We start from the raw sequence: 16537 nt of genomic DNA on the forward strand, positions 1-16537 counted from the left end.
TAGAGAGTTAAATTTTAGTAAAACACAAAACAAGTGATACTATAACTTTAACCAAGTAATTCCATAGCATCTTTGTATACACTAACTAGCGAAGCTAAAGTAACAAAAGCACCGATAATTAAAAAAAATCATTTCAATTTTTTTTCTTTTATTCTCTTTTATTTTTTCCTTTTTATCTTCTTCTTGATTTTGCTCAATATGCAAAATATCAACAAGATTTTCTATTTGAATTTTTAATTCTTGATGTTGCTCTAAAATATTATAATAATGAAATACAATTTTCCATATTGTGTGTTTTTGTTGGTAGTTATAATGTATTGGGTTGCTAAAAAAATATTTCAAATTAAAAACATAAAAATCTTTTTTAATATCAATAACATCATGGTAGTTTTCTTTATCTATAATACTTGAAGTCAAATTCAAATAATACTCCATTTTCTCACGATAAGCCAAAGAAAGTGCAAACATAGTCATTGTATCTTTAAATTTACTTTCACAATTGTTAAATTTAGCCTGAAACAAAAAGCCTTTTTCTGAAAACACAACTTTAATATCTGGATTATCATAACAATTTGATTTATCTATTTTTAATGTAAAACTACCTCTTAATAGTTGCGATATTTTACCATCATTCATATTTTCATCAGTATATGCAACTATATAATCTATCACACTTTTTTTAAATTGACAATACTCTTGACCTACGAAAACTCCATCTTTTATACATATAATACATATATCAAAAATTTTATATATTAGTATTGTACCTTTGGCATAATTTTGATCTTCTATATTGGTATAAATTTCTAAATTTTGCGCCAAAAAGATATGAAAAAAATCCTTTAGCCTTGTATCTTTTTTTAAATTTATCCTTGCAAAAATTTTCGATAATTTTAACTTGATATATATTTACCATGATATCTTCCTAATATTTGCAATATATTTTAATTAAAATATTATTATTGTGCAACTAAAAATAAATTATATATAGGTTTTCATATTTGAGTAAAATCTAAATTAGTGGTGCGGATGAAAGGACTTGAACCTTCACGCATTGCTGCACCAGATCCTAAGTCTGGCGTGTCTGCCAATTTCACCACATCCGCAAAAGTGGTACGCTCAAGAGGATTCGAACCTCTGACCTACGGCTTAGAAGGCCGTTGCTCTATCCAGCTGAGCTATGAGCGCAAAAAAATAAAAGTAACAATGGGCTATGGTGCGCCCGATAGGAATCGAACCCATAACCTACAGATCCGAAGTCTGTTGCTCTATCCAGTTGAGCTACGAGCGCTGATGGGGTGAGTGATGGGAATCGAACCCACGACCCTCAGGACCACAATCTGATGCTCTAACCGACTGAGCTACACTCACCATTTATAAAAATGGTCGGGGTGAAAGGATTCGAACCTTCGGCCCCTTGGTCCCAAACCAAGTGCGCTAACCAGACTGCGCTACACCCCGATATATAAAAATAAAGCGTTATTCTACATAAAAAAATATTAAAAGTCAAGATAAATAAGAATATTTAGCATAAAAAATGCTAAATATTTTAAGAATTATTTGTTTGTTTTTTTTGTGAAATGATGTTTAAAATTTCAACTACCAAAGAAAAGGCCATAGCTACATAAATATAGGCCTTATCTATATGAATATCAAAACTTTCACATACTAAAACAAAACCTATCATTACTAAAAATGCCAAAGCTAAAATTTTAATGCTTGGATATTTTTCTACAAAATCTGCAATTGGTTTAGAAGCAAAAAGCATTACTAATACTGCAATAATAACAGCAATAATCATAATCTCTATATCTTGAGCAATACCCACAGCAGTAATAACACTATCTAGAGAAAATACTATATCTATCACAGCTATTTCAGCAACTACAATCCAAAGTTTATTGCTGATTTTTATATTACTTTGACTTTCCTCTTGATGTGTTATACTTTCTTTGATTTCTTTGATAGATTTAACTATCAAAAACAAACCTCCAAGCAAAAGCACCAAATCCCTACCTGAAATTTCATTGCCTAATATACTAAATAAAGGTGTAACAAGTTTCATAACCCAAAACAAAGACAATAACAATAAAATTCTAGTAATCATCGCAAAAGCAAGGCCTAAAACTCTACCCTTATCTCTATGTTCTGGTGGTAATTTAGAAACCAAAATAGCCAAGAAAATGATATTATCAATCCCTAGCACAATCTCTAAAGCTGTAAGCGTAAGCAACACTACCCACGCATCCACACTAAAAATCCACTCAAACATTTAACTTCCTTAAAATAAAAAGCGTAATTATAATGATAAAAAATTAATCATTTTCAAAAATTTCAACAATAGTTGCAGGTAAAATTTCATACTCTAATTTATGAATTTTATCTTCAAATTCTTCAAAGCTTAGTTTAGCTTTTTCAAACGCCTTTTGAGCAATGATTTTACCACCATCAAGCTCTTCATTAACCCAATGCACGCTAACACCCGCAACTTTCATATCGCTCTCATAACTTTCTTTGATAGCATGAGCACCTTTAAATAAAGGAAGCAAAGAAGGATGAAGATTAACAGCTTTTATATTTTGAGTGAAAATAGGACTTAAAATTCGCATAAATCCTGCTAAGATGGTCAGATCTGCTTGACTTTCTTTTATAATTTTTACTAATTCTGCATCAAATTCTTCTCTTGAAGTAAATTTTTCATGCTCTATAATTTGAGTATTAAGGTTATATTTTAAAGCTCTTTGTATACCATAAGCTTCTTTTTTATTGCACACGCATAAAACCACTTCAAAGGTATTTTTACCAAAAGTTTTTTTATGTAATTTTGCTAAAATATTTTCCAAATTACTTCCATTACCACTAAATAAAATTGCTAATTTTATAAGCATTTTAACCCCTTTATCAATTTTAAAGCATCAAAACTAATTTTGTTTTTCTTATAATTTTTAGCTACTAAAGCATGAGCTAATGCTGCATTTTTAGCAGCCTCTAAAGCATTAAATTTAGATCCAAGCAAAGCTGCTATCATACCACTTAGCACATCCCCGCTTCCACCTTTTGCTAAAGCTTCATTGCCACAATTTACTATAAAAAATTTTTCTTTTTGAGCAATAATAGGATTAGCTCCTTTTAATACCAAAACACATTGAAATTTAGAACTAAACTTTCTTGCATAAAAAAAGCGTTTGTTTTGAATTTCTTCTACGCTTATATCCTCATTAAAACAAAGTTTTAAAAGCATACAAAATTCTTTAGGATGAGGGGTTAAAACAACATCTTCTCTAGCAAGATATGAAAGTAAATTTTCACTTTGAAAGCAATTTGCGTCTAAGACTAAAGGAATGTTTTTTAATCTTTCATCTTTTAAAATACTTAAATCATCAAGTCCCATACCTATAGCAGCTGCATTTATTTTGCTTTCAATATCATCTTTTAGCATAATCAAAGGTGAAAAACTTTCTTTAGCCACTAAAGATACAAGTCCTGCTCCAAATTCTAAAGCACCAAGTCCTGCTAGAGTACCTGCACTTTTATTTGCAAAAATATAAATATGGCCAAAATCGCCTTTATTTGAGTTAATCTTTTTTGTAATAAGTTTTAAATCTTTTTTTTCTAGTAAAAAACTTGAAGTATTTTGCATATAAGGTTTTAAACCCAAATTCGCAATTTTAATTTTACCTGCAAATTCTTTTGCAAAATCTTCTAATAAAATTTCTTTAATCACTCCCATGCAAAGAGTGTAATCAGCCTTAAAACATAGCTCTTGTCCAAGCCCGCTAGGAACATCACAAGCTATTTTTAAAGCCTTACTTTTAGCAATTTTTTTAAAAATTCTTTGCAAATTTTCATCTAAAGCTTTATTTAAACCACTCCCAAAAACACAATCAACAATGATGTCAAAATCTTTAAATTTAGGTTCTTTTTTTAAAAATTTAAAACCTATATTTTTTAAAATTTGCTCTTGCTTGATAAACATTGTATTTTTTTTATATGGCATAACAAAAGCAAAAGCTTTTTTTAAATGCCTTATAGCCACAAGTCCATCAGCTCCATTTCCACCAGTACCGAGCAAAAATAAAATTTTGGCATTTTTTATGTTTTTACTTTTTTTCTTAATCAAATTTGCAAGCTCTATGCCTGCATTTTCCATCATTAAAAACTCATCCAAACCTTTTTCAATAAGTTTTTTTTCATAAGAAATATTATCTTTAAATACTGCTTTCATCGCTCATCTCACATTTTATAAATTTTTGAGTTTTAGCGCCTAGCTCTTTAAGCTTTATCACTCTTGAAGCGATATTTCCACTTCCATGAGTAAGCTTTGTTTGCATATTATCTACATTTGTGTTTAATCTTTTAACATTTTCTTTGATTTTTTCAAAATCATCCAAAACGCCTGCAAATTTATCATGAAATTTACCCAGTTCATCAAAAGCTTTTAAGATATTTTCATTACTTTGTATATTTTTCCATGAAATATTTATAGTATTTAATGCCATAAAAAGAGTGTTTGGTGTAGTTAAATAAACCTTTTTTTTGTAAGCGTATTGATAAATTTCAAGATCTACATTTAAAATCAAATCTAGAATATTTTGATAAGGTATAAAAAGCAAAACAAACTCATAAGTGTGTTTATCATACTGCATATAAGGCTTTTTAGCTAACTCATCAATCCTTGATTTTAGATTATAAGCCAAATCAAGACAGGCATTTTTACTAATATCTTCAAAACTAAAATCACTTGGTAGAGAAAATTTTGCATCTATAACTATACTTTTTTGTTTATCTAAAAACACAACCGCATCAGGAATGTAAGTTTTACCCTCATCTTGAAATCTCTCTTGCAATTTATACTGCACACCCTCTACTAAACCACTATTTTCTAAAACTGATTTTAGTTGTAATTCTGCAAAATTACCACGAATTTTTTTATCTCCTTTTAAAATTTTAGCTAGCTTATCTGCATTTTCTCCCATATTTTGACTAAATTTAAACATATGATCAATTTGTGTTTTAATGCTAACTTCATTTTGACTGAGTTTTTCACTATATTCTTTAACACTTTTTTTCACAGGCAAGAAAATTTCTTCTAAGATTTTTTTTGTATCTTCATTGAGCATAAGTTTGTTTTGATTTAAAATACTAGCATTTTGTTTTTGGAAATTTTGCTCTAGCTCTTGTTTTAATCCCGCCAAACTTTGTTTATATTTTTCTTCTAATTTTATTAAGGTTTGAGTGTATTCTTCTTTTAAATTTGCACGCTCTTTTAAATGCATATTTAAAAGTTCTTGTTGAGTTTGTTCTTTTTGTGCTAATTTTGCCTCTAAAGCTTCATTTTTAGATAAATACGATATTTTTTCATCTAAAAGTTTGGAATTTTTTTCCATAAGTGCAGTTTTTTCAAACTCTAAATTAGAAAGTTGATTTTGCAAAGTCATATTGTTTTGATTTAAAAATTCTAACTTTACTTTTTCTTTCTGACTTTTAAATACCACCCATACAAAAGCTAAAATTACAACAGCCAAAAAAGCTATTAAGATATTTTCCATTTTTAAGCCTTTGCTTTTTCAAGGAAATAAATATTTTTCTCATTTGCTTCTTTAAATTGTTTCATCTTTGGTAAAAGTTCTTTCATCAAAGCTTTAAAATTTTTAAAGCCGAAATTTTGTGGAATAAAATTTGCATGTTTTCTGTTCATATTGGTACGAATTTGAGCATATTCTGCGCGACCTTTTTCTTCTATCAAAGCCTCTGCGATATTGATTAAATCTTTGATATATTCTTTTTCAATTATGACTTTTGTTTTTGATTTATCTTGATCTAAATAAAAAAATTCACTAAAGGAATTCACATAAGATTTTACAGCTTGCTTTAAACCCATGCCTATAACTTGTTTTTTATTTTCTTTTAGCTTCTGTATCAAGCTAGTATAATCACTATCACTTGATACAATAACAAAAATATCAATATCTTTTTCATAAAAAACACTCATAATATCAGTAATTAAATACATATCACTTGAATTTTTATTAGCTAAAAAATTAAATTGTTGCATAGCAATGATAGAATATTGTGCGATTTGTTCTTTCCAATTTTGTATATTTTTTTGAGTCCAATCTCCATAAATTCGCTTTATAACAATTTCTCCATAATCAGAAGCAATACCAAAAATCGATTTTGCGTATTTTGAAGGAATATTTTCCGCATCTATAAAAATTGCTATGCTTTTATTTTCCATTTTTGCTCCTAAATATTTCTCATTCTAAAACTTAATGCTTTTAAAATATGAGTTTTTAAAATCAACTCACTTTGCTCTAAATCTGCAATGGTTCTTGCTACTTTTATAGTTTTATTTACCCCTCTTTGAGAAAGATTATATGAATTTATAGCCTTTTGCAAAATTTCATTAGCAGAAGAGTCTAAAATACAAAATTGTTTCATCTGCTCATCATTTAATTTAGCATTAAACTCTTCTTGCTGTCTTTGTTTTTGAAATAAAAATCCTTTAAATACCATCTCGCTCATTTGCTCTGATGTTAAACTCATTTTATCCTTATGTGAAATTTCATCCATAGCTACATAAAGATCAATCCTATCTAAAATTGGAGATGAAATTTTGTTTTTATATTTTTTTATTTCTATTTCTTGACAACGACAATTTTGATTTTTAGAAAATAAATTTCCACAAGGACAAGGATTTTGCGCACAAGCAAATAAAAATTTAGTTTCATAAATCACTTTGGTATTAACTCTTGAAATAAGAATTTTAAAATCCTCTAATGGCTCCCTTAAACTTTCTATGATTTGTTTTGAAAAATGAGGAAACTCATCAAAAAATAAAACTCCTCCATTTGCAAGTGCTATTTCTCCTATCTTGGCATTTTTAGTTCCTCCACCAAAAATACTAGCCCTAGTACTTGTATGATGAGGACTTCTAAAAACCCTAATAGCGCTAAAATCATCATCTAAAGAATTTAATGACTTATAAGCGTTTTGAGCTAAAATTTCTTTCAAGCTTTGCGGTGGCATGATAAAAGAAAGTCTTTTAGCACACATACTTTTACCGCTACCTGGACTACCTTCAAATAAAATATTATGCATTCCTAAAGCTGCTATTATACAAGCAAATTTAGCATTTTCTTGGCCTTTAACTTCCTTAAAATTATAAGGAAAGCTAGTGTTTTTTATATATTTTTCCCCATTAAGTTTTATAGCATTTTCAAATAAAGGATGAGCATTGCATATATGATAATTCTCATATTTTTTTTCTTTAAAAAAATCTACAGCCTGGGCTAAATTTTCTAAAGCATAAATTGTTAAATTAGGTATCATTGAAGCTTTTTGTGCTATGGCTTTTGGTACTACTACTTTAGCATTTTGTATTTTTGTACTTAAAAAAAGCAAGATAGAAAATAAACTAGCAGTGCTTTTTATACTCCCATCTAATCCAAGTTCTCCAAAAACAAAAAAATCATCTAAAATTTCTTTTTGAAATAAAATCAAAATTGCAATAGCTAAGTCAAAATGAGAACCATTTTTGGGAATATCCGAAGGACTTAAGTTGATAGTAATTTTTTGTGCTGGAAAGCTAAAATTCTGACTTAACAAAGTTGCTTTAATTCTTTCAGTGCTTTCTTTGATGGTAGAGTTTGCAAGACCCACTATGCTAAAGCCTGGCAAACCTCTTGTGAAAGTTGATTCTACATCGATGATATCAAGTTCTGTAGAAAAACTTGCACATTTTAGCTTTTTCATTTATTTTTTTTGGATTTTTTCTTAAAGTCTTTATCAAATTTTTGACGCTTTAAAAAAGAAAGTTTTTCTATAAATAAATGTCCATCAAGATGATCAACTTCATGTTGGATAGCCACTGCTAAAAACTCATGTGCTTGCAAACTTTGTGGCTTTCCAAATCTATCTTGATAGTCAAGTTGTATATTTTTATAACGCATTACATCTTCATAAAAGCCTGGTATGCTTAAACAACCCTCATTACAAGAAATTCTTTCATCATCTAAAGGTGTTATAATGGGATTGATGATTTCTAAAAGAGTTTGTTTGTCTTCTTTTTGCTCACCTTCTTCATCACCAATATCTACAAGTAAAGCTCTAATTGGCACATCAACTTGGATAGCTGCCAAACCTACACCTTTATTAGCTATCATTGTTTCATACATATCATCTAAAAGTATATGTAAATCTTTATCAAAATTTTCTACTTTTTTTGATTCTAAAAATAATCTTGGATTAGGATAGGTAATTATCTTTCTTATCATTTTTCTTTTTCCACTATTACAAAAGGTTCTAAATTTTTTCCCGAGTCTTTTAAAGCTTCAATGCATTTTTCTATTAATTCTTCACCTTTGCTGTCACTATTAACTGCACTAATAGCAACCTCCACATCTGCCTCTATTTCTTTATCTGCTAAGAAAAAATTTGAATTTTCTAAGGATTCTAAAATTTTATTGCATATTTCTTGTGCTTTTTCTAAATTAGTATGAGAGATCATTATAGCAAAAATATTATTTCCACAATGTGCTACTATATCACTTGAAGAAACATTTTTACTAAAAATTTTACAAACACTTTTTAAAAAGGCATTTTTCTCTTTTTGAGTATAAGTTTGCTCTAAAATTTCCTCTTTTACTCTAAAGAATATCAAAGAGGTATAATAATTATATTTAGCATTACTCTCTATGCTTTTTTCCAAATTTTCTAAAAAATATTTTTTATTAAAAACTCCAAATTTAGAGTCAAAATCACTCTGCTCTTCTATATGTTTATAAGTCTGTCTAACCTCATCAAAATTTTCTTTAATCTCATCTGAATACTTATCCAAAATGCTAGAAAATCTTGAAAGGTCTGTTTCAAGGGCATGGATTACATTAGAAACAGCTAAATTTCCTGTACTAATAGCAAGTTCTGAATTACGCCTTTTTAGCATATCTTTAACTGTTTCAAGATGCCTATAAATCATGGCAATATATTGCAATAATGCCGAAGTAGAATTAAAACTTTTCTTTATTTCTTGTTCTATATTTGCACGCTTAAGACCATCATCATTTTGCTCAAATTCCATAATCTCACCAACTTTTTTCTTAAAAGCTCCTGGACGCTCTTCAAGCATTTTTTGAAAATAAACCCCATAATTAGTAGGAGTTGGAGGCACATTATCTTTTACAAGTTCAGTTAAAATAGATTTCGCAAATTTCTCAAATTCGCCTCCACTAATTTTTTGAATTTTTGGAGCTTCTTTGGCTGGAGTTGGATCGCTATTTAAATTTAAATCAGCAAATAAATCATCATCTAGCATTGCTTTGTTTCCTTATTTAAAACTTTTTTCCAAAACCTTATCTATTAAACCATATTCCTTAGCCTCTGTAGCACTCATAAAAAAATCTCTATCGGTATCTTTTTCTATTTTAGAAAGTTTTTGCTTAGTATTTTTTGCCAAAATATCATTTAAAATCGCTTTTAATCTTAGAATTTCTTTTGCCTGAATTTCTATATCTGTTGCTTGTCCTCTTGCACCACCTAGTGGTTGGTGGATCATAATTCTTGAATTTGGCAGAGCAAATCTTTTCCCTGGAGTACCACAACTAAGCAAAAATGCACCCATAGAAGCAGCTTGACCAATACAAATAGTACTTACATCAGCTTTAATATAATTCATCGTATCATAAATACTAAATCCACTTGTCACAACCCCGCCTGGTGAGTTAATATAAAGATAAATATCTTTTTGAGGATCTTCAGCTTCTAAAAACAAAAGCTGTGCCACGATAGAAGCAGCAAGATCATCATTGATCTCGCCACTTAGCATGATAATCCTATCTTTTAAAAGTCTTGAGTATATGTCATAACTTCTTTCGCCTCTGCTTGTTTTTTCAACTACATAGGGTATATATGAACTCATTATTTTTCACTTTCTTTTTCGGTTTTCTTTTTATCATTTTTTTTAAAAATATCAGCAAAAAGTTTTTCTTCAATTAAAGACATTTTAATGGCAGGTAATGCACCTTGCTTTTTATAATTATCTAAATGTTCTTGTGGGTTAAAACCATATCTATAAGCTTCAAAATAAATTGCTTGGATTAATTCTTGATCGCTTACTGTAACATTTCTAAGTTTTGCTAGCTCGTCTATAATGAAAGTTAATTTTACGCTTTTTTGCGCATCTTCTTTGAAGCTCTCTCTTTTTTCTTTATATTTAGCCTCATCTTTAAATTCTTTTAATTCCTCTTCGCTTAAAGTTCTTAAAGAGCTTCTAAATTGCATATCTGTTTCTTGCTCTACTATATTTCTTGGCAAAACAAAGTCAAACTTAGCTACTAAAGCTTCTGCAAATTGATTTTTAAGCTCATCATTAATAAGTTTAAAGATTTTTTCATTTTTTAGTTGTTCTTTTAATTTTGCGTCTAATTTTTCAACACTTGGCTCTTTTTCTTCAGGAAGTAAGTTTTTTAAAAGCTCTTCATTTAATTCAGGTAATTTAAGTTCTTGAATTTCATGAATTTTTACTTTAAATACCACATCTTTTCCTGCTAAATGTGCTGCACCATATTCTTTTGGAAAAGTTACATTAATATCTTTTTCCTCACCTGCTTTTAAACCAATCATACCTTCTTCAAATCCTGGTATAAATTGTTTTGAACCAATCTCTAAAACATAATTTTGAGCTTTTCCGCCATCAAAAGCTTTACCATCAACAAAACCCTCAAAATCAAATTTAGCAAAATCGCCTTCTTTTAAAGCTCTTGCCTCTTTAATCGCTTCAGGAGTAGCAAATCTTTTTAATAATTCTTCTTTTTTTGCATCAATTTCTTTTTGAGTTACTTTTGGTGTATTATAAGTTGGAATTAGTTCTTCATATCCATCTAATTTTACTTCTGGCTTAAAAGATAATACCATTTGAGCTTCAATATCGCCATCTTTTCTATCAAATTTTTCAAAATATGGCTCACCTACTAAATCTTTAGCCTCTTTTTTAACTTCTTTTAAAGCACCATCTACAGCATTTCTTAAAAGATCTTGCTCCGCATCTCTTGTAAGCTCTTTTTCATATCTTTTAAGTATAGCAGCAACAGGAACTTTTCCTGCTCTAAAACCATCCATTTTCATAGTTTTAGATGCTTTTTTAGCTAATTTTTCAACTTCTGCTTTAATAGCTCCTTGAGCAATTTTCACAGTAGCATTTGCATTTGCAAAATCAATTAGTTTTGCTGTAACTTCCATAATATTTTCCCTTTTTAAATAAAATTTCTTGATAATATACCAAAATTTTCCTTATCACTTTATATAAAAATAAAAATATGTTAAAATTTTAATTTTTGATGGAGAAAAAATGCAAGAAAAATTTGAACAATCAGTAAAAAATATGTTAGAAATTATCGGGGAAAATCCGCAAAGAGAAGGACTTTTAAAAACTCCTACAAGAGTTTTTAAAGCTTTTGAATTTTTAAATAGTGGTTATAAACAAGATCCAAAACAAATACTAAATGATGCCTTATTTGAAAGCTCAAACAATGAAATGGTTTTAGTAAGAGATATAGAATTTTATAGTCTTTGTGAACATCATCTTTTACCTTTTTTTGGGCGCGTACATGTTGCATATATACCGGATAAAAAAGTCGTAGGTCTTAGTAAAATTCCACGCCTTGTGGAAGTTTTTGCAAGACGCTTGCAAATTCAAGAACAACTCACAGAACAAATCGCAGAATCTTTAATGGAACATGTAGGTGCAAAAGGTGTTGGAGTAGTTATTGAAGCAAGACACATGTGTGTTGAAATGCGTGGGGTGCAAAAAGCAAATTCTACTACTAGCACTTCAGCACTAAGAGGTAGCTTTTTAAAAAGTGAAAAAACAAGAAAAGAATTTTTCACTTTAATTAACTCGGCAAAACAGGTTAGATTTTAATGGGTTTAGAAAAACTTCGTAGTAAAATTGCTTCACAAAATCTTGCTAGTGTTTTTGGTCAGATTACTAAAATTTCAAGTACTAGTATAGAAATAAATGGCTTAAAAACTAGCATAGGTGATATCATTAAAATAGTTTCTAGTGAAGATGAGAGTAAAGAAGCTATGGCTATGGTGGTAGAAGTAGATGAAAATTTAAGCTATTTGAGTCCTTTTGGTTTTGTGGAAGGTTTTAAAATAGGCGATCGTGCTTTTATTAACGATGCAGGTATGCAAATAGGAGTTAGTGATGAACTTTTAGGAAGAGTAGTCGATCCTTTTATGCGACCAAAAGATGGTAAAGGACCTATTGAGGCAAGTAAATTTATGCCTATTATGCGAGCACCTATTGATGCAATGAAGCGAGGTTTGATAGAAGAAGTTTTTCCAGTAGGTGTTAAAACAATAGATGCACTTTTAACTTGCGGGGTAGGACAAAAGCTTGGGATTTTTGCAGGAAGTGGGGTTGGTAAATCAACTCTTATGGGTATGATAGTGAAAAATTCCAAAGCTCCTATTAAAGTTATAGCTTTAATAGGAGAGCGCGGTAGAGAAATTCCTGAATTTATACAAAAAAATCTTGGTGGTAAACTTGATGATACTGTCATCATCGTTGCAACAAGTGATGATAGCGCGCTGATGAGAAAATACGGAGCATTTTGTGCTATGAGTGTGGCTGAATATTTTAAAGAACAAGGTAAAGATGTGTTATTTATCATGGATAGCGTAACGCGTTTTGCTATGGCTCAAAGAGAAATAGGTCTTGCCCTAGGTGAACCACCTACAACAAAAGGTTATCCGCCAAGCGTTTTAAGTCTTTTACCTCAGCTTATGGAAAGAACAGGAAAGGAAGAAGGTAAAGGCACCATAACAGCTTTTTTTACCGTGTTGGTTGATGGGGATGATATGAGTGATCCAATAGCTGATCAAAGCAGATCTATCCTAGATGGGCATATAGTGCTTAGTCGCGAACTCACTGACTTTGGAATTTATCCACCTATAAATATACAAAATTCAGCCTCAAGGGTTATGGGGGATATTATTAGTGATGAACATAAGCTAGCTGCTAGAAAATTTAAGCGTTTAAATTCTTTGCTTAAAGAAAATGAAGTGCTATTGCGTATTGGTGCTTATCAAAAAGGCACCGATAAAGAACTCGATCAAGCTATTGCTAAAAAAGATTTTATGCAGCAATTTTTAAGTCAAAATCCTGAAGAAAGTTTTGAATTTGAAGATACGATTAATATGCTTAAGATGATTGATACATAATAGTTGGAATATTTTTTGCTTTTTTTGATAAAAAAGTCATGAAAAAAGGATAGATCATGTCAAATATAGCATTTTTAGATCATCAACAAAGCTTAGGTTTAAAATATACCGATATTTGTCAAAATATTTTTGAAAGAGAAATTTTTACACATATGTTTTTAGAATGCATAAGTTTTGTTTTACTAGAAGATAAAGCAAAATTAAAATATTTAAAAATTATCGCTTCAAAAGAAGATTTTATAATCGAATTTAAAATCAATAATCAAAAAAAATCTTTTATTATTAATAATAAAAAAGTTCTAAATGAAGAATTCAGTGCAAAAAGAATGACTCAAGATGAATATGAAAGAGAAGTGGCGAGAATTTATCAAATCGAAAGATATTTAAAAGCCCAAAATAATCTTCAAAATTTTTCTAATGAAATTAGCACTACAATGAAAAATCTTTTTAAAGATATGGATGAATTTAAAAATTATATCGATATGCTTGAAGCAAAAGAAAACACCCACAATCATTACTTATCAAAAATTTATAATATAGCTTAATATTTACCAAACTTTGCCGATAATACCTTTGATCCAAACAAAAGGAGTATGTTATGGGCGAAGTTACAAACAATCAAGCAAACTTAATGCTTAACATTGCAACTACTATGATGAAAAAAACCATAGAAGTTAATGAAAATGCAGTAATGCAAGTACTTGAAGGCGTAAATGCAAACCCTGCTCCAACTACTACTCCTACTGCTAGTTCAGGATTACTTGACATTTACGCTTAAAATTTTTCTCTTCAATTCAAAAATTTTGGCATAGCTTTTGCTTTTTAAAAGTTAAGCAATATTTTTGAAGAGAAGAGTTATGTTTGTAAATTCTAATGTTAATCCGTATCAGAATTTTGCAAATTATCCTTTTGCAAAAACTGGACACATAGAAGAAAAAAAAGAAAATACTAATATTAAAAGTGATTTACTTGATATCAATGGTTCTAATTTAGACTATAAAATTACTTATGCAAGTGAATTTGGTTTTAGAATCAATGAGCAAGGTTTTTTTGAAAAAGATCTTAATAAAGCAGCTGCTTTGCCTCTTGATTATGATATTAATATAAAAAGTATAAGAGAAATTTCAAAACAACTTATAAAGCTTGATGAGAATTTAAATTATAACAAAATAGATTTACCAAGACTTTTAAACACTTATCACAACACATTAAAAACTATAAATCCACAGTTTCAAAACAATGACAATGATTTTTTAAGTAAAGCTCAAATTTCAGAGTTAAATCAAGGTTATAGTTATACTTATGAGGGTAAAATTTTAAAAGTTTATGAAAATGCTAAAAATTTACAAAATGCAAAAGAATCAAATAAAAATTTAAACACCTTAATGCTTGATAATAAAATAGGTGATTTTGCGTTTAACGCAAGCATAGAAAATACAGCTAGTAATCCTGTTATCAAACCTTATTTAAATAAACAAGGGGAGGTTTCTAAAAGTGGATTGCTGCTCAATTATATTTATCATGATTTAAAAGAACAAAATCACAATAAAGCTAATTTTTTTCTATCGCCTATTGAGTTGGATATGTCCTCTAGTGTAAATTTTCAAAAACTCATGAGAGGTCAAATGAGTATGCAAGATTATATTAATGAAAACAACAAAGAAAAAATGAGTTTTGATTTATATTTATATATCAATGGAGTAGATAAAAACAACACTTCAGAAGATAAGCTTTCAGTTTTCTTTCAACAATATATTAACTATCAACATAGCATTAACATGAAAGAATTTGCCAATTCAAGTTCTATTTATAGTCTTTATAGCGAGCAAGTTAGTAAAGAAATTGAAGTTTTAAAAGAAGAATTCAATCAAAACAATCCTAATATTGATCTTGAAAAAATCAATACTCAAAAAGAACTTTTAGATACTCAATTTTTAGAAAATAGAAAAAAACAAGCTAGTATTAACAAAATTTTACATTCTTATTTAAATGCTATGGCTTAACTTGTGCTAAAATAATAATGTAAATTATTACACAAGTTAAAAACTTACTTGATTTAATATTAAATTTAATATTTTAGTGTATATTAACAAAAAAGATAAAAATTATCCTAATTAAAGGAGTATAATTTGAAAGTATATTTAGATAACAACGCAACAACACAACTTGCACCAGAAGCTTACGAGCTTATGAAGCCTTTTTTAAAAGAGCATTTTGGAAACCCAAATAGTCTTCATCAATGGGGTAGTGCAACCCATCCTGCCTTAAAAGAAGCTATGGATAAACTTTATATAGGTGTAGGAGCAAGTGATTTAGATGATATTATTATCACTTCCTGTGCTACAGAAAGTATCAATTGGGTGTTAAAAGGTGTGTATTTTGATAAAATTTTAAATAACGATAGAAATGAAGTAATTATTTCTAGCGTGGAACATCCCGCAGTAGCTGCTAGTGCTATGTTTTTAAAATCTTTAGGGGTAAAAGTTATAGAACTTGGTGTTGATTATGAGGGTGTTTCTAGCATAAAAGATTTAAAAGAAGTTATTTCAGATAAAACTGCCCTAGTGAGTATTATGTGGGCAAATAATGAAACTGGTATGATTTTTCCTATAGAAGAAATGGCTCAAATTACTCATGAATACGGAGCGTTATTCCATACTGATGCAACCCAAGCTGTTGGGAAAATCAAAGTTAATTTTGCAAAAGCTGGAGTTGATTTTGCTTCATTTTCTGCACATAAATTCCATGGTCCAAAAGGAGTTGGTGGGCTTTATATTAAAAAAGATATAGAACTAACTCCACTTTTACATGGTGGTGAGCATATGGGTGGCAGAAGAAGTGGAACTTTAAATGTGCCATATATTATAGCAATGGCAGAAGCTTTAAGAATTGCAAATACTATGCTTGACTTTGAAAATTCACACATTAGAAGATTAAGAGACAAACTAGAAGATTTAATTTTAGCAATGCCTGATACAAGCGTAGTTGGAGATAGATCAAGAAGAGTTCCAAATACAATTTTAGCAAGCATTAAAGGCGTAGAAGGTGAAGCTATGCTTTGGGATTTAAATAAAAATGGCATAGCAGCAAGCACTGGATCAGCCTGCGCTAGTGAAGCACTTGAGAGCAACCCTATCATGGAAGCAATTGGTGCTGAAAATGATTTAGCTCATACTGCCCTAAGACTTTCTTTATCTAGATTTAACACAGAAGATGAAATTGATTATACAGCAGAGCAGATAAAAAAAGCAACGCAAAGACTTAGAGCAATCTCAAGTACTTATGCGTATAAGCCTGAAAATATTTAAAGGAT

General features: G+C 29.4%; 17 protein-coding genes and 5 tRNA genes. 6 read left to right on the forward strand and 16 right to left on the reverse strand.

The genetic code is table 11. From position 1 onward, the window contains the following. Nucleotides 1-81: 81 nt before the first annotated feature. The 16 genes from L8U04_RS04175 to tig all read right to left on the reverse strand — a co-directional run bounded on the left by L8U04_RS04175 (nucleotide 82) and on the right by tig (nucleotide 11235). On the reverse strand, nucleotides 82-822 hold the full coding sequence (locus tag L8U04_RS04175) for a hypothetical protein (protein ID WP_263709506.1): 741 nt from the start codon (nucleotides 820-822) through the stop codon (nucleotides 82-84). 199 nt (nucleotides 823-1021) lie between these two features. Next, nucleotides 1022-1106 (reverse strand) — tRNA-Leu (locus L8U04_RS04180). Nucleotides 1107-1111: 5 nt separating this feature from the next. Next, nucleotides 1112-1188, reverse strand: a tRNA-Arg gene (locus tag L8U04_RS04185). Nucleotides 1189-1214: 26 nt separating this feature from the next. Further along, nucleotides 1215-1291: transfer RNA gene (locus L8U04_RS04190), tRNA-Arg, on the reverse strand. A 3-nt stretch (nucleotides 1292-1294) separates the two neighbouring features. Beyond that, nucleotides 1295-1371, reverse strand: a tRNA-His gene (locus L8U04_RS04195). A gap of 12 nt (nucleotides 1372-1383) precedes the next feature. Further along, nucleotides 1384-1461, reverse strand: a tRNA-Pro gene (locus L8U04_RS04200). An 88-nt stretch (nucleotides 1462-1549) separates the two neighbouring features. After that, nucleotides 1550-2272 (reverse strand): TerC family protein, encoded by a 723-nt coding sequence (locus tag L8U04_RS04205; RefSeq protein WP_263666675.1) that lies wholly within the window; start codon nucleotides 2270-2272, stop codon nucleotides 1550-1552. A 43-nt stretch (nucleotides 2273-2315) separates the two neighbouring features. Further along, nucleotides 2316-2888 (reverse strand): phosphoribosylglycinamide formyltransferase, encoded by a 573-nt coding sequence (gene purN / locus L8U04_RS04210; RefSeq protein ID WP_263666674.1) that lies wholly within the window; start codon nucleotides 2886-2888, stop codon nucleotides 2316-2318. After that, nucleotides 2879-4225, reverse strand: coding sequence for an NAD(P)H-hydrate dehydratase (locus L8U04_RS04215; RefSeq protein ID WP_263709507.1), 1347 nt, complete (start codon nucleotides 4223-4225; stop codon nucleotides 2879-2881). Before L8U04_RS04215 ends, purN begins: the two co-directional genes overlap by 10 nt. Next, nucleotides 4209-5549 carry a DNA recombination protein RmuC gene (rmuC, locus tag L8U04_RS04220; protein WP_263666672.1) on the reverse strand — a complete coding sequence of 447 codons (1341 nt, stop codon included), beginning with the start codon at nucleotides 5547-5549 and terminating at the stop codon, nucleotides 4209-4211. The genes L8U04_RS04215 and rmuC overlap by 17 nt, the downstream gene beginning before the upstream one ends. Nucleotides 5550-5551: 2 nt before the next feature. Beyond that, entirely contained in the window at nucleotides 5552-6238 is a 687-nt protein-coding gene (locus L8U04_RS04225; protein ID WP_133318989.1) for an NYN domain-containing protein, read from the reverse strand. Nucleotides 6239-6246: 8 nt separating this feature from the next. Then, the gene (locus L8U04_RS04230; RefSeq protein WP_263709508.1) at nucleotides 6247-7755 is read right to left on the reverse strand and encodes a YifB family Mg chelatase-like AAA ATPase; all 1509 of its coding nucleotides are present in this window, start codon (nucleotides 7753-7755) and stop codon (nucleotides 6247-6249) included. Beyond that, complete coding sequence (gene def, locus L8U04_RS04235) at nucleotides 7752-8276, reverse strand: peptide deformylase (RefSeq protein WP_220566472.1); 525 nt, start codon at nucleotides 8274-8276, stop codon at nucleotides 7752-7754. The genes L8U04_RS04230 and def overlap by 4 nt, the downstream gene beginning before the upstream one ends. Continuing rightward, nucleotides 8273-9313, reverse strand: coding sequence for a GGDEF domain-containing protein (locus tag L8U04_RS04240; RefSeq protein WP_133318992.1), 1041 nt, complete (start codon nucleotides 9311-9313; stop codon nucleotides 8273-8275). Before L8U04_RS04240 ends, def begins: the two co-directional genes overlap by 4 nt. A gap of 12 nt (nucleotides 9314-9325) precedes the next feature. Beyond that, a complete protein-coding gene (clpP, locus tag L8U04_RS04245; RefSeq protein ID WP_263709510.1) occupies nucleotides 9326-9916 on the reverse strand; it encodes an ATP-dependent Clp endopeptidase proteolytic subunit ClpP in 591 nt (196 codons plus the stop codon). Continuing rightward, entirely contained in the window at nucleotides 9916-11235 is a 1320-nt protein-coding gene (tig, locus tag L8U04_RS04250) for a trigger factor (RefSeq protein WP_263709511.1), read from the reverse strand. The genes clpP and tig overlap by 1 nt, the downstream gene beginning before the upstream one ends. Nucleotides 11236-11344: 109 nt before the next feature. Here tig and folE point away from each other — a divergent pair, with 109 nt between their 5' ends. From folE to L8U04_RS04280, 6 genes are all read left to right on the forward strand, one after another. After that, nucleotides 11345-11917, forward strand: a complete 573-nt coding sequence (folE, locus tag L8U04_RS04255; RefSeq protein ID WP_133318995.1) for a GTP cyclohydrolase I FolE — start codon at nucleotides 11345-11347, stop codon at nucleotides 11915-11917. Then, nucleotides 11917-13224 (forward strand): flagellar protein export ATPase FliI, encoded by a 1308-nt coding sequence (gene fliI / locus L8U04_RS04260; protein WP_220566469.1) that lies wholly within the window; start codon nucleotides 11917-11919, stop codon nucleotides 13222-13224. Before folE ends, fliI begins: the two co-directional genes overlap by 1 nt. Before the next feature lie 56 nt (nucleotides 13225-13280). Beyond that, nucleotides 13281-13769, forward strand: a complete 489-nt coding sequence (locus L8U04_RS04265; protein WP_133318996.1) for a hypothetical protein — start codon at nucleotides 13281-13283, stop codon at nucleotides 13767-13769. 53 nt (nucleotides 13770-13822) lie between these two features. Further along, nucleotides 13823-14002: a putative motility protein gene (locus tag L8U04_RS04270; RefSeq protein ID WP_133318997.1), complete on the forward strand. Its 180-nt coding sequence runs from the start codon at nucleotides 13823-13825 to the stop codon at nucleotides 14000-14002. A gap of 79 nt (nucleotides 14003-14081) precedes the next feature. Then, the gene (locus tag L8U04_RS04275) at nucleotides 14082-15227 is read left to right on the forward strand and encodes a hypothetical protein (protein WP_133319187.1); all 1146 of its coding nucleotides are present in this window, start codon (nucleotides 14082-14084) and stop codon (nucleotides 15225-15227) included. A 126-nt stretch (nucleotides 15228-15353) separates the two neighbouring features. After that, nucleotides 15354-16532, forward strand: coding sequence for a NifS family cysteine desulfurase (locus L8U04_RS04280; RefSeq protein ID WP_263709512.1), 1179 nt, complete (start codon nucleotides 15354-15356; stop codon nucleotides 16530-16532). Nucleotides 16533-16537: the final 5 nt, after the last annotated feature.

Source organism: Campylobacter sp. IFREMER_LSEM_CL908 (assembly GCF_025771545.1).
In the GTDB taxonomy this organism is placed as follows: domain Bacteria; phylum Campylobacterota; class Campylobacteria; order Campylobacterales; family Campylobacteraceae; genus Campylobacter_D; species Campylobacter_D lari_D.